At 64.4% G+C, this 15,125-nt stretch carries 8 protein-coding genes; 6 read left to right on the forward strand and 2 right to left on the reverse strand.

All coding sequences use genetic code 11. The annotated features are described in order from the left end of the window. Positions 1-317: 317 nt before the first annotated feature. Positions 318-683 (reverse strand): hypothetical protein, encoded by a 366-nt coding sequence (locus E5554_RS00850; RefSeq protein ID WP_247594342.1) that lies wholly within the window; start codon positions 681-683, stop codon positions 318-320. Here E5554_RS00850 and E5554_RS00855 point away from each other — a divergent pair. From E5554_RS00855 to E5554_RS00880, 6 genes are all read left to right on the forward strand, one after another. Next, positions 682-2,565: an N-6 DNA methylase gene (locus E5554_RS00855; RefSeq protein WP_247594343.1), complete on the forward strand. Its 1,884-nt coding sequence runs from the start codon at positions 682-684 to the stop codon at positions 2,563-2,565. The genes E5554_RS00850 and E5554_RS00855 overlap by 2 nt on opposite strands. Next, positions 2,565-5,309 (forward strand): hypothetical protein, encoded by a 2,745-nt coding sequence (locus E5554_RS00860; RefSeq protein ID WP_136185678.1) that lies wholly within the window; start codon positions 2,565-2,567, stop codon positions 5,307-5,309. Before E5554_RS00855 ends, E5554_RS00860 begins: the two co-directional genes overlap by 1 nt. Then, positions 5,306-9,640 carry a DEAD/DEAH box helicase family protein gene (locus E5554_RS00865; protein ID WP_136185679.1) on the forward strand — a complete coding sequence of 1,445 codons (4,335 nt, stop codon included), beginning with the start codon at positions 5,306-5,308 and terminating at the stop codon, positions 9,638-9,640. The genes E5554_RS00860 and E5554_RS00865 overlap by 4 nt, the downstream gene beginning before the upstream one ends. Next, the gene (locus tag E5554_RS00870; RefSeq protein WP_136185680.1) at positions 9,633-11,852 is read left to right on the forward strand and encodes a hypothetical protein; all 2,220 of its coding nucleotides are present in this window, start codon (positions 9,633-9,635) and stop codon (positions 11,850-11,852) included. Before E5554_RS00865 ends, E5554_RS00870 begins: the two co-directional genes overlap by 8 nt. Beyond that, on the forward strand, positions 11,852-12,397 hold the full coding sequence (locus tag E5554_RS00875) for a phospholipase D-like domain-containing protein (protein WP_136185681.1): 546 nt from the start codon (positions 11,852-11,854) through the stop codon (positions 12,395-12,397). The genes E5554_RS00870 and E5554_RS00875 overlap by 1 nt, the downstream gene beginning before the upstream one ends. Before the next feature lie 134 nt (positions 12,398-12,531). After that, complete coding sequence (locus E5554_RS00880) at positions 12,532-13,623, forward strand: PIN domain-containing protein (RefSeq protein WP_136185682.1); 1,092 nt, start codon at positions 12,532-12,534, stop codon at positions 13,621-13,623. Between the two features lie 661 nt (positions 13,624-14,284). On the opposite strand, the gene E5554_RS00885 is transcribed toward E5554_RS00880, so the two are convergent. Continuing rightward, the gene (locus E5554_RS00885; RefSeq protein ID WP_063141666.1) at positions 14,285-15,088 is read right to left on the reverse strand and encodes a fructosamine kinase family protein; all 804 of its coding nucleotides are present in this window, start codon (positions 15,086-15,088) and stop codon (positions 14,285-14,287) included. Positions 15,089-15,125: the final 37 nt, after the last annotated feature.

Below are 15,125 nucleotides of genomic sequence, written 5' to 3' on the forward strand. Positions count from 1 at the left end.
GGCCGATTGCGGAATGGCCGTTTCGGAACCGGGGCGTGGGGATAGCTGACATTCGCGTAGCGTCGATTGCCAACCAACTTACGCCGTTCAGAGGCGGGTAATCTCGGCTTTCTGCGCACTCAGGCATCCCGTTGGCCCGGATCCACGCGATCCCGCGCAGGGGGCCTTGGGGGGCGCGCCCCGCGACATCTACATCCCGGACCTGTGGCTCGGCTCGGGCATCATCCCGGGCCAGCCGACCGAGGGCATCAAAATCAAGCCACGGGATTTCCGATAGGGAGAAAACCGCAGCGACGTCGAGAAATCTCTCCTGCGGGCTAGAGGCTAACGATCGATCCGGCCGGCACCCGATGCATGTCGGGATACTCGCTTCCATAGACATGCGCAGCCTCTTCCACATCCTCACGGGCGCTCCCGCCCGGCACATGGCAGTTCACCTGCCGGCCCTGCCCCTGTGCACCGACGACCACGACGCTCCACGGGTCGTCATCGACCATCGGACCTTCGACCGAGAAGGTTCGCGCATCCCTATCCGTCACGATGAGCACGAAAGGTGCAATCGGCTGCGGAAGGTTCTCGATCGCCTCGGCGATCCTACCCCTCTCTTCCCCGGTCATCTCGCTAGCCAGCTTTTCGTGCCAGTCGGGGCCGAGCGCCCGAAGTCTGTCGAGGATGCTACCCATGTTCCAGTCAGACACAATCACTCTCCACCACTATGACCATGACCGGTCACGGCCAACCTTCCCGGCCATCTCGGTTGCCTTGCCGCCGTGGACATCGCTGACCGGTTCACCACGAGAACAAAGTCAGCCGGGATCCTCAGTCGACGAAGAATTCGCAGCATCGACCGAAGTTAGCCACAACAATCTGCAAATACTGAAACAAGTGGTTTTGTCGGCAGCCTTTTCCGTCCTATACCGGCGGAGGGCTTCGGCGTGGCCGTCGCTGGGAGTGGGGGAAATGAACGACAAGGGGACGAAGGCGACCATGCTCGCGCATGCGAGGGCCGCTGCGCGTTCGCTCGCGAAGTGCGCGACCAGCGCGCAATCCCGCGCCGATGTCTGCCTCAATCTCCTGTCCGACGCCGGTTCCGACCCCAGCCTATATGCGTTTCGCGAGACCCTGCACACCCTTCCCGCCGACGAGCGGCACTACTGGATCGGCACGCTCTACACGCTGCTGCTCCCGACGAAGGTCCGTCGTTCGCAGGCGACATATTTCACACCGCCGACCGTCGCGGACGCGGTCGTCGATCTGGCCATCGACGCCGGTTTCGATCTCGAGAATGACACGGTTCTCGACCCGGCGGCCGGTGGTGCCGCCTTCCTTTCGACGCTCGCAGGCCGGATGGCGATCGCCGGCCTGGACGCCGAGGCTGTCGCCTATCGGCTGAATGGCATCGAGATCGACACCGGCCTCGCCACGCTATCGAGCCGTCTCATCGCAGAGCGTCTCGGAGCGCCACTGCCGCGAGAGGTGATTCTCACCGGCGACGCCTTGCGCGTGACGATTCCGGCGTCCTACGGCCTTGTCGTCGCGAACCCGCCTTATGGCCGGATGGCGATTGATGAGGTTCGCGGCAAGGCTTGGCGAAGGGTGGCACACAGCGGCCACATCAACAAATACGCGCTGTTCACCGAGCTGTGCCTCCGACACGCGCGCCCAGGTGGCATCGTCGCACTCGTGATCCCGTCCAGCTTCAGGTCCGGGCCGCTATATGATCGGATGCGGACGTTCATCCGTGCCCAGGCGGAGGTCCTCGCCGTCGGCTCGATCGCTGGTCGGGATGGTGTGTTCATCGACGTCGCGCAGGACATCAGCGTGCTCATCGTGCGCAAGGGCAAAGCGCACGATCCCATCGCCCCCGTCCGCTTCCCCATCGTCGGCCTCATGCCCTCGAGTGCTCCCGTGATCGAGCAGACTCTTCCCGTCGAGCCCGGCGACGCATGGCCGCTCCCTGCCATAGATCCGAGCCTCGTCGGTGGTGCTACGTTGGCGGACTATGGCGTGACGGCGCGCGCCGGATACTTCGTGTGGAACCGCGAGACGGCGCGCCTCGTCCCCAAGCTCGGTCGCAAACAGCGCGGCTATCCACTGATCTGGGCAAAAAACATCCGGCCAGGAGAGCTTTGCAAACCCGCCGGCAAGAAGGGCGCCGGCATGGACTTCGTGACCTTCCCCGACGACAGCACCGCGATCATCACTGGCGCGGCGGCGGTGATGCAGCGCACGACAAACGACAAGCAGCCTCGGCGGCTGGTCGCCGCCATGGTAGATTCGGCAATCTTATCCAAATGGGGCGGATTCGTAAGCGAGAACCACACGATCGTTCTTACGGCCGACGATCCCGAGCAGCTCGAACTGGCGGTAAAGCTGCTCAACACCGCCGCCGTCGACAGCAGGTATAGGCGCGTCTCCGGCACCGCCGCCGTCTCCGTCACACTGCTTCGTGAGCTCGACCTCCCGGCACCGACGGTGTTCTCGGCTGCGCTCGACGCGAACGACGATGCAGAGGTCGCGGCGACCGTCGCATATAGGCTCGTCAAGGAAGCGGTTGACGCCTGATGGCCCGGTTCCTCCCCCACCAGAAGCCGCCCGGCAGTGAGCTGAACGACCGTGTGGATCAGCGACGAGCCGCGATGGACAAGCGCCAGGCGTTGCTGTCGAAGATCGCCCAATCCAATGCCGCCCGCAAGGCTGCGCCGAAGCCGCCCAAGGAAGTCGCGCCCGAGCGCCAAGCCCGCGACATCGCGCGATACATGGAGGCCCTGGCCGGGCAGCCATTCCATCAGCTCGGCGAACCGGCCATCGCTGAAGTCACGCCGGCCTACGCCCAGTTGGTCCGCTCCGCGGCGCAGGTGGCATCCGACGGATCGACGCAGGTCGTGATGCCGTGGCCGCCAGTCCGCGTGTCTTCGTCCGCCATCGCGGGCCTTCTGACGATTGCTGCGGTCGGAAGCGCGGAAACAGAACAGGTGGAGGTGCAAGGCTCGTGGGAGACAGGCAGGCACCGCTCGGACCGCGTGCGGGCGATCGTTTTCCCCTATGCCAGAAGCACCCACGCTCAGGCCCGCCAGGTGCAGGTGGACCGTCACGCGCTGGGTGCGATCAACTTCGATCATGTGAAACGGTATCTGCACGGCGGCGGGGACGCCGCGAAGGACTTCCATCAGGTGATGGCGCGCGTCCGCAAGCTCACCGGCCGTGCGTCGGATGGCCGCGATTACGCCGAATTCGAGCATCCGATCCTCGACGAGATCGTCCCCCACGCCACGCCCCGCGGCGACAGATCTTCGAACAGCACGCTGCTCTGGAGAACGGGGTCGAAGACCGACATCGCGACCCAGCGGCGCTCCGGCGACGCGGACGATCCGACAAAGGCCGACTTCTTCCTCTACACGATGCGCGTGGAGAGCCGCATCGGGGTCGACCTCCGGGCGATAAAGGAAAGCCCGGACCTCCTAATCCTCGATCTCACGCGAACGGCGCGAAACCGCCTGGGCTGGGACTGGGTTGGTAAGGCAACCGAAATGGTCACTTGCCTCCGAGAGGTCCATCCCACCACCGGCATTCTCGCGATCGCCGACGATCCGTGGACATACCGCACCGCTCGTTTCGAAATCCTCGGCATCAAGCGCCCAGGCCGCAATGGGAAGGTGATCCCGTCGCCCGGGCACGTCACCTACTCGGAAACCGCCGAGATAGTCAGGCCGACATCAATGGGCACATCCGCCTTCGAGGGCGGCGACAACATCGATGCCGACGGCTTCTTCGGCGATGCGGGCCACGGCATCGAGGCCGTCAGACGTCTAGCGAACAGCCTGGCCGACAGAGGTGACCCCAACGGTGCGACGACCGCGCGAAACCTGATTGCGACCGTGCGCCGCACCGCCTCTCTCCCTGGTTCGCTAGCTGAGCTAAGCAGGTTTCTGGAGAGCGAGACCTCGACCGCAGCCGCCGATGATCTCCTCTCGGTCTACCGGGTGAACGCTGATCTGGCCGACCTGGCTGATCCGAAAAGCCTCGCCAGTCAGGTCGACGCGTCGGATGGCGCACTCGACACTGCTCGCCGCCTCATGCGCGGCTTCGACAGCGCGACGCCGATGACCACCTTGCTGGAGAGCGTGATTCCCTCCGCGCTTAGGTCCAGCTCAAAGTCCGTATTCGTCTTCAGATCCGACCTTGTCGCCGAGTTCGCGGCCAGCCGTCTCGGCGTTGACAATCCGAAGCTGGGTCCGAGGATTGAATCCGAGTTCGTGCGCTTCGGTGGGGAACGGGTGCTCCGAGCGGTCTCCGAGCTTCCGGCGGCCTCTCGGAACCAGTTCAAGCGGGTCGTGATCGTCGCACCGACGCGCACCGCCATCCTGACGACGCTGAGCCAGCCGTGGCTTCCAAGCCATGTGACCGTTCTGGCCGACGCGGATACGCTGGCCTTTGCCGCACGCGACGCCGAACGTCTCGCCGACGAAATCGACTTGGCCCCACTGGCCGCCCGTCTGCGGTCCTTCGCCGCCAAGGCCAGCAAGAGGGTCGAGGAGATCGGCCGACACGTGGTGCGCTTCGAGATGCCAACCGATGACGTCGACTTCCCCAATGGGTCTGTCATCGACCTGAGTGGGGGCCGCGGCGAACGCAACCTGGTCGAGATCGATCTGAAAAACGGGCAACGCATCATTGCGCGCCGCAACACCGAGATCGTGCTGCGCGACGACGGTGCCGCGACCACAACCTTCGTGGAGCGGGCAGCGTCTCAGGTGAGGGAGGGCGACGAGGTCTGTGTCATCGGCCACGGTTTCGTTGAGCGGGCGCGGACGCTGGTGAACATCCAGCGGGCGGCCGCGCAGGAGATCCGCGACTATCACGAACTGGTCGCCGAGCGCTTCGCGGCAATACCCGAGCCAAGCACCGCAGCGAAGCTCAGGTTCCTGGTCGCAACCATCGGCGATTCATCGGTGACACCTGAGCGGGCGCGATACTGGATCGACCTCGATGACGAGATCGAGAAGCAGCTGCACGACGTCGTGCCGCACGCTCCGCAGGACGAAGCAACCTTCATGCGCTTCACCGCAGCTCTAGGGATCGGCGAACGGATGGCCGCCAACTTCTGGCGGTGGGCCGTGGTGGCGCAGCGATCCCACCGCGTCCGGTTCGGTAACGTCTTCCACGACGCCTTCCGGGGCATACTCACGGATCCGCACGGCGCGATGGCGAGCAACCGCGACCATACCGATCAGATCAGGATCCTGCGGTCGATGGCGGAGGAGCACGTCGCGATCGTCGACAAGGTTCGGAGCTACAGGGCATCATGAAGGGCAAGTCGAACAAGGAACTGGGCGCGATCGACGTCGAGCTGAAGGAGGCGGTGTGCGACTCCCTCGTCAACGCGCTGGTGGCCAGGGTCGCAGGCGCCGACGAGCGCGGACGCAACCTCCTCGGTGGGTCGCCCCGCCGCGGCATCTTCGCAGCTCAGCTACTGCCGCGCTTCGACGTCACTGGGCAGGATGACGAGACCACCGACATCCGCGTCGCGGCGGTCGGGGTCGACCTGATGGCCGCCGCCGGCATGGCGGCGCAAATCCGTGTCGCGCCCCGGTTCTCCGTCTATCTGCGCGTGATGCCCAGTTGGGCTGACCTCGCAGCGGGAGGCGGCGAGCTCGACTTCGACTTCAGACTTCGGGCGAACATCCAGCAGCAGATCGACGACGCCATCCGCACGGAGCGCGGCCCTGCCCTCCAGGCGGCAGGTGTCGATCGGCCCGACTGGAAGGGGATGGACGAGACCAAGCGCGCGAAGGTCCGTGCGGCCAGGGCTCAGATCCTAGCCGAGGTCCGCAGGAAGGCCTACGCCGCACATGGCATCAAGCTGCTGAGCGGAGACGCCGAACCAGATGCGGACGCCAAAGGCGATGCCGACCAAGCCGACACCAACCCCAACACGCCGGATGACATCAAACCGCCCGTCCCCCCGATCGCGAGGCTTGTGCGCGAAGGCCGCGAACTCCCGCTGAACCTTGTCGATCCGGCTCCGATCCCAGGAAAGTGGACCAGGCTGGACCTCGAGCTGCCAGTGCTGGAATTCGAGCTCGACGCAGCCGACGACGCACTGATCTCGGCTGTCGAGGCCTATAACCGCTCACTTGGCGACGCCATCGGCGCCCAGCTGGAGGCATGGGTCGTCGGATCTGGCGCAGGAATGGCCTGGCGCGATGTGACCGTCCAGCCTGGCGATACCCTGACCGAGGAAAAGTGGAACTTGGCGATGGCGGGTCTCGCGGCCCTCCCCGTCGATCGCAACCGCATCCTACCCGACCTGTCGCGCGTCGTCGTCAAGGTTGAACGCCAGCCCGACTTCCTTGATGCAAGCGCCCTCTCGATGCGGGTGATGCTCGACAACCAGTCGGCCGAGCTTACCCCGCCCGACGCCCGCGGACGGTGCAATACAGTATTCGGCGCGGGACTGACGATCGAACTTCCCAACGACGCGCACCGTCCGCTTCGGCTGGATCGCGTCGAACCGTCCTACCGGTTCCGCGATCATCTCCAGTATCCGGCGATCGGCCTGAACTGCGGCGTGGATGCCTCCGATAGCGGTTCGATCCTAAGCCTTCGCACGACCTGCGCCCCCCGCTTCGCTCAGCCCCGCATCGTCGCTCGAAACATCGATCTCCCCTTCCAGTTCACAGTCCTGAAGGATCCCGATTTCGACGCATCGCGGCTGCTCGCGCTGCCCCGCGCCTACGTCAAGTGGATCGACGAACAGGAGGTCAGGCTGAGGGACACGGTCACGGCCGGCCTAGAACCAGCCGACGCGGCGATAGAGGCCGCCCGCCTGCGCAAGGACATCGCCTCGCAGCGCGCCGAAGCGCGATACGTCGAGCGCGGCGTTGAACTGCTCATCGCATCGAAGAAGGCCGCAGACGCGCTCGCCACAGCAGGCGGCGACCGCCGCTCCCTCGAACTCAGGGCTGCGCCCTGGCGCGCATGGACCATGACCAACGAAGCGTTCGCGCTCCGCGACGCTTTCGATGAAAAGCGCGGCTGGCGCCTGTTCCAGATGGCCTTCGTCCTCGCCCATGTCCCCGTGTTCGCCTCGCGCATGGATGAATGGCGGGAGGCGCATGACCCACTCCTCGACGAGGACGGGGTGAGCCTGCTCTACTTCCCGACGGGCGGCGGGAAGTCCGAAGCCTTCTACGGCACTCTGCTTTTCGCGATGTTCCTCGATCGCCTGCGCGGCAAGGACCGCGGCATCACGGCGATGATCCGCTACCCTCTGCGTCTCCTCACGCTCCAGCAGGCGCAACGCCTTCTGAAGCTGGTCGTCCGGGCCGAGATGGTCCGCAAGAAGCACGCGGTTGGCTCCTGGCCGTTCGAGATGGGCTTCTGGGTCGGCAGCCAGAACACGCCGAACCACTACAACGCCTTCAAGGCGGAGATCCCGCTCTCGACGGACCACGACCATCCGGACGACCGCAACCTCGATGGCGAGACCGGTGACGACGAACAACGCGATCGCGCCCGCCGATACATCGATGCCCGCGAAGCGTTCGACAAGATCCCCGAATGTCCCGTTTGCGGCAGTCAGACAGGCCTCAGGCGCGACGAAAGCGACGGTCACTACGGCCGGCGGGCGGTGATCCTGTGCTTCAACGATACGTGCGACTGGAACCGCGCACACGGTGGCCGCCATCCCCTGCCGTTCCTGCTGACCGACGACGCCGTATACGCCCGCGCTCCATCCATCGTCCTCGGCACCGTCGACAAGCTGGCGATGCTCGGACAGAACACCAGCACGATCAGCAAGGTGCTGGGCATGTTCGGTCTCGCGCGCCGCATCGACGCGCACGGCAATCTCGACAACCCGCGCAGCGAAGCGGATCTAAAGCGTGACCCGGCGACCGAGCGCTGCTCGAACGTGTTCCCGGCCTACGCCAACGGCAAGCGGGTCTTCCACGACCCGTTCCCATCGCTGATCATCCAGGACGAGGCGCACCTCCTTGAGGAGAGCCTTGGCACCTTCAGCGGTCTTTTCGACACCCTGCTCGACACGGCGCTCGAGGATATCGCAGACATGGCCGGGGACGGCCTTGCGGTCGCGCGGCGCTGGACAGGTGACGGGTGGGGTACTCCGCGCATGCCCAAGATCATCGCGGCTACGGCAACGATCTCGGCACCGGAGCGGCAGCTGGAGACGCTTTACCAGCGCATCCCGCTCCGCTTCCCATACCCCGGGCCTGACCTATACCATTCGTTCTTCGCCGAGCCAACCGATCCTCCAAAGGACAATAGCGACCGCGTCGGATTGGCGAAGTCGCTCCCGTTCGCGCAGGCACCCGAGGCAACCGCCCCCTGGATGCGGCTCTACGTGTCGCTGATGACGAATGACGCGACGCACACAGTGACGACGGTGGGCGTCCTCGCCGCCTTCCACGGCATCGTCACGGCACTGTGGGACGGCATGCTGGACGACACGAGGACGACGCAGACGGTCGCGTCCGTTCGCGCATCAATATCCCCCGGCCGGGAGGGCGATTGGCACCGTGCGGCGGTCGATCGCGCGATCAATCAGGGTCGCGAGGCCGAGATCCTCGCGCTCATCGACCTGCACCGCATCGCCCTGGCCTACGTCACCAACAAGAAGGGGGGCGACCAGGTCATCGATGCCCTCAGTGCCGCGGTTGAGCAGGAACACCGCCGCATCGGGCGGGCACATGCTGCGTTCGACAGTCGCCTCATCTCCGGTGGTATCGACATGAAGGAGATCCAGGGTGTGATGGAGGCGGCGGACAGATCGTTCGCCGGCACCGACTATCCCGATGTCGCAGAGACGGTCCGCAACATCGTCGCCACATCGGCGATCAGCCACGGCGTCGACGTCGACCGCTTCAACAGCATGTTCTTCGCCGGGCTGCCGTCAGACATCGCCGAATACATCCAGGCTTCGAGCCGCGTCGGCCGCACCCACGTCGGCTTCGTCATGCTGCTACCCACGCCACAGAACCGGCGCGACCGCTACGTGGTGGAGACGCACGACATCTTCCACCGGTTTCTGGAGCGCATGATCGCGCCACCGGCGGTGGAGCGGTGGGCTGAGAACGCGATCAGGCGCACGATGGCCTCCTACGTCCAAGCATGGGCCATGCTGCGCGAGGCACGGGACTTCATCCTCAAGGACGACGGCCGCAAGTTCGAGGTGGCGCACATGGACCAGGTCAGCCGCCTCTCGGCAATGGAGCAGCGCGACCACCTCGGCTTCACCAAGGAACTTGTCGCCTTCATGCTGCGCGCGAGCGGCTTCGCCGGAAAGGGTAGGGCCAGTCTGGGCTCGCCGCACTATGAGGAGTTCTACCGCGGACTCGTCGACAAGCAGGTCGAGAACTTCGCCCGTGATATATCCGGTCGCAACACGATCTCCAGCCTGCGCGACTATTGGACAGACATTCCGGTCTTCAAGCCTCCCATGACGTCGCTCCGCGACGTGGACGAGGCCGGCTACATCGTCGCCGCCATGCGCGATCCCCTCGCCAAGGGTCGGACGGCCGACGTCGACAGACGCGATCTCGCGAAAGTTATGAAGGCGATCAGGACGCAGCGCGGAACCGCATCCGAGCTGGATGCGGACGGGGGAAGCAATGGCTGACACGAACGGAAAGGACTGGCGCAACACGCAGACGCGTCGCCCATCGGCTTACGGTTCGCAGCGCAACGATCCGGACCCGCTCGAGCCGCCGACGATGTCGAGGTCACGCGTCCAGATCGCCGGGTCGTATGCTCCCGGCGTTCTGATGACGTGGGAAGGTGGCAAAGGGATTTGCCGATCGGTCCCCCTTGCCAATGAGGCTAAGGACCTGAAGCCCACGACGATCGACTTGATCTTCGAGAACCTCGACGACGCCGTGACCAACTGGCGCGACCGTGCCGTCAAGGTCCTGCCCGACGCACTGCCGGAGCTCGTGCTCGACACCCCGTTCCGCGATTCAAAAACGGGCGATGCGCGGGTGCTACGCACCGACTTCCAAATGACCAGCCCTGACAAGGTCGGCTACGTCCCCTACCCGCTCCTCTATCGTTGCGGGATCTGCGGCTCCACACGCGAATTCGACAGCATCGCCGATCAGGCGCGCCAGCCCCTTCCGAAGAAGTGCAACGGTCACGAGGCGCGCTGGACGCAGATAGACGTCGTCTACGCGCACTGGTCGGGCGACATCGAGCCGCTCAGCCCGTTCAACTACAATTTCGATCCGCAGACGCAGGACACGCGTCAGATCAAGATGTGCACCTGCGGCTCGACCAGCTTCAAGCTGCGCAACGCCGCCCCGGTGTTCTCGGAATGGCGATACGTGTGCGAAGGTTGCGGCGAAACACGGTCGCTCAAGAAGGCGAACCCCGATGTCCTACGCCGTCTCCAGATCCAGCAGAACGACGGCGGCCGCGTGTTCCAGTGGATCGAGGTCAACATGCTCCCGGTATCATATCGGGCGAACTCGACGTTCTACGTCCAGCGGACCAGCTTCATCGTTTTCGAGGACAGCGGCGTTGTCGAGCTGATGACCCCGAAGCGGCGGGATGGGCTGATCTCCAAGCTGGCCCAGATCCACGACATCCCCTTCGCCGAGCCCTCCGAGGACCAGATCCGCCAAAGCGTCGAGACGGACGAGGCCCGCAGAGACGAATGGGACGAATACCAGACCTATATTGGCATGGCCGACAAGGCGGATGCATCCGGCCGTGGCGACGCTGCCCGTCGGCATCGCGACAACGCCATTGCGCTCCGCGAGGGCTGGTTCGCCGATGGCATCGTCGAACGAGGCCAGCTCGGCAGTCCATCCGTGCTTCAGGCTATCGCCGTGCGTGAGGATTGGACACGCCGATTTGATCCGATCCGCCTGACGATCCAGCATGATGCATTCGTTCGCGAGCACATCGAGCAGGCCATGACGCGGCATGGAGCGGTCGACTTGATGAACCCCGACATCGCGCTTACCGACGTCGTCAACGATCCGGCGCGCAAGGCGAAGTATCAGGAAGCCACCCGGTCGCTACTGGGCCACCTCGGCGTCGAGCGGCTCGTCCTGATCCGGGGCCTGCCGATCTGCGAGTTCAGCTTCGGCTACACCCGCGTCTCCGCCACGCCGATCTATCAAAGGGAGCACAACGGTCAGCGCGTCGACATGCCCGTCCGGCTGAAGGCGTTCGACCAGCTGCCGATCCCGGACAACAAGCGTCCGATCTACGTCACGCAGCAGCTGAACGAGGCGCTCTACTTCAAGCTGGACGAGGCCCGGATCGTGCGCTGGCTCAAGGCCAATCAGATAATCGACGTCCCGGAGAATCACGTCGGGCGCGCCTACCTCGAGCGTTACGACGACTTCGGCCCCTTCCTAGAGGTGTTCAAGGATCGCGAAGGCACTGGCGGCTATCCGCGCACTCTGCCGGCATACGTCTATCTGCTGCTGCACACCCTGTCGCACCAGATGATGCATTCGCTGGCAGACACTTCCGGCGTCGACCGGGACGGGATCGGCGAGCACATCTTCCCCGCCGATCTGTCTTTCGTGATTTACCGCAAAGGCATGACGCCTGACCTCGGCAACATCTCTGCCATGTGGCGGAACTACGCCGACGCCTTCCTCAAGCGTGCGCTGGAGCCCCGGACGCTCAGGTGCGGCTCGGGCACGCTGTGCGACGCACGTGGTGGCGCCTGCCCCGCCTGCGTCATGGTGTCCGAGGTCAGTTGCATCGCCTCGAACCTGCTGCTTTCTCGGGCGGTGCTGAAGGGCGGAAAAGGACCGGAGTGGGAACCGCGGATCGCGCCGGACCTGATCGGCTTCTTCGATCCCAAGCTACCCTGATGCCTGGCGAGATCCTCGTTTCCCCCAAGGCCACGGCCCGGCTTGTGGTAACAATGCCGCCGGAGCCGAGTCGCCTCGCGGATGCGCTCGCGGCCGACGTTGCGAGCGACTATGTCGCTCTGACGAGGACGACCGACGCATTCCGTCACCTGGCGGGACTGGCGCGCGAGCGCTTCACGATCATGATCCCCTACATCGACCGCATCGGTGCGGCCTGGGCAGCGGACCTGTTCGAGTCCACGGTCGCGTCTGAACGGCTTCTCGTGCTGCGGGATGCCCGTCAGCTCAAAACCTGCGGCGTCGACGGAAGGCGGGTCGAGACGGCTGCGACCCGGATCATCGATTATGGCGGCGCGGATCCATCCAGCGAGACCTTCCACGCGAAGATAGTCCTGGCGGACGGAGTCGCGGCATATGTCGGCTCGGCCAACCTGCTGCGCCGTTCGAAGTCGACCAATCTAGAGTGCGGCATGCTTGTCGAGGGGCCAGCGGTCTCTGCGGTCAAGGTGTTGCTCGACGCAGTGATCTCCAGCACGCGGCCTTGACGGTCGGAACAAGCCGATCGGGATATCGAAAAGACGGGATGCGCCGCGACAGGAAGATCGACATGCAGAAGGTTTTCGTGGTCCTCGACTTCTCCGACTTCTAGACAAGGCGCCAAAGCGCTAGACTCGATCGAATGGATCGTGACGCCACCCCTGAAAACCGGAAAAAGCAGGCAGAACCCCTGCCGCTCGAGACGCGCCACGCGTTCCTCGACACGCAGGTCTTCAGAAAGCTGAGGCATAATCCCGCCAACCGCGCCCTCAAGCTAGTGGCCGAGCAGGTCGAGGCTCACCGCCTCGTCATGCATACCACCGACATAACGCTGCAGGAGATCTCCAGACAGATCGCCGAAGACGTCGAACAGTCGCGGGTCGCCTTGGCGAAGGCCAGAAAGGATCTGGATCGCTGGCGCCACACGGTCCCGGACATCGCACCGATGCCCGACCTCGGTTCGGACACCGCCGCCAGCCTCTTCGCGGCCTTCCGCAAGGCTTCCACACACGAGTGGCGGGCCGAGGAGCACCGTGCGACAGCCCGGCCAGCCGCAGACGTCTTCGCAGACTACTTCGCGAGGCGGCCACCATTCGACACAGCAGGCAGCAAGGAATTCCCCGACGCCTTCGCGCTGCAGGCGCTGCAGGCGCTCGAGGCGTGGTGCGCCGCAAACGGCGAGACCATGTACGTCGTGACGAAGGATGCGGCGGTGCTGCGATACGCCACGGCCTCGAAGCTGCTGCATCCGCTCGAGACGATCGAGGAGCTACTCGGCGCCGCCGAAAGCTCGGCGGACGGTGAGGACGGCGACGCCGAGGCGTTGGCGGACGCCCTGCTCAACCTCCCGGAATTCGACTACCGCTTCGAGCAGGCGCTCGAACCGCTGATCGAAGGCTTGGAGATCGTCTACGTCGGAGACCTTCCGGACGGCGAGACCACCGGCGCCTCCTTCGGGGGCACCATCCACTTCGTCGACTACCAAATCGTGTCGCGGACAAGCCGGCGCATCGGGCTCCTGGTGAACTCGGACGTCGAGATCGACGTCGACGTCGCGTTCGAGAACCGGCGCTATGCCGCCTACGACCGCGAGGACGACGTCTGGATCGGCGGGGAATGGGACACGACAGTGGTCAAAGCGGCCATCACGCTCGAGCTATACCTGGAGATGGAAGTCACGAACGGCGAGATCGTGAAGACCGACCTCATCCGCAACGAGTATCATGTCGGCTAGCCGGTTGGTCCGGGCACCGCCTGCGCCGCCGCCCCAATTTCATTCGTAAAAGCTGCTGGTGTCGACCTTCACCACTATGTCGTCGGCATCGACGTTGAGAGGGTCACCTCACTGCGCCACACACGTCCTTCCCCCGCAGCGGGTTCGTGCTTCCACCCAACATACCAGTCAACATTCGCTGAACCGACGGCGGCTTCTAGGATCAACAGGCGGTAATCCTAATGGCCGACTTTGGGCGCGTTGCGGTCCCCTCAAAGGAGGTTGCTGCAGATCCGTGAATGGCCGCTTTGCCGAGTTGGTTTCTCGGAAGCCGAATTTCCGGAAAGTCCCATCCCTTGCCGTTAGCAGCCGGGCGGACCACTCCAAGCAACCGCCCGAAGCCACATGCTCGCGCGTGTTGCATATTTTTGCGGTCGCCCAGACCACATCGCCAGGTCGCCAGGACGCGGGCGCGCGTTTCGATCTTTACATGACGATCACGAAAGCGCCTCTCGTCAACGCTGAGCCAGACAAAAAAAGGCCGATCAGAAGACCGGCCGATGAGTTTTAGGAGAGGATGCCTGAAAGGCCGGGCCTCTATGGTTGGGTGGCGCTGTCCTGCCAATTGACAAAGGCTGGAGTGCGATTGCGCCTCGCGCAATTGGGGACGATCGTGGACCTGTCACAAGCCCAGCTGCTCAAGACATGCCCCAGCCTGCTGATGATAAGTGCCGCCAAAGAGCCGGACATGGACGAGCAGCGGCCACAGCCGATAGACCGGCTGGCGCTCTTCCCAGCCCTGCGCCAGGCCGCATGCGTCGTAGAATATCTGTGGCGGCTGGTCGAACAGCCCCAGCATGGCGAGATCGACTTCGCGGTCGCCATAATAGCATGCAGGGTCGATCAGCCCTCTAATCCGGTCCTGGCCGACAAGGATATTGCCACCCCATAGATCGCCATGGAGGAGGGCTGAGGGCGGGCGATTGGGTATGTGCTCGCCAAGGCGATCGGCGAGCCGCTCAACCCGATGGGCCAGCTGGGCACTGAGACGCGGAATATGGCAGCGCAGGCGTTTCTCCGCCCAGAACTCGACCCAGTTGTCGGATCGGCCATTGGGGATCAACACATCGCCAAAGCCATAATCGCGATCCCAGCCGTAGGCCACCTGGCTCTGGGCATGGAGATGGTCCAGCAGTTCGGCAAGATGCGCCCAGTTCCGGGCGAGCCGGCCGCTCGAGGGTAGATCCTCAAGCAGCAGAAGATCGTCCTGGACTGCCAATATCTGCGGAACCGCCGTGCCCGTCGCCGCGATCGCTGCGAGCATGCGGGCTTCCTCGACCACCCTGTCGCCCCGTTTGGCGATGACATTATCACCGCCTGACAGGGAAAGACGCGCAACGAAGGAAAGATCGCCGCCTGCAACGCGCGTGACGCTTTCCACATGGCGACCCAGCAATGAAGCTGCCTCGGTGAATATCGCTCTCATGCTTTGCCCCTATCCCCCATCAAGCCTGCACCGATCG

Origin of the sequence: Sphingobium sp. PAMC28499, from assembly GCF_004795815.1 — a bacterium.
Taxonomy (GTDB): domain Bacteria; phylum Pseudomonadota; class Alphaproteobacteria; order Sphingomonadales; family Sphingomonadaceae; genus Sphingobium; species Sphingobium yanoikuyae.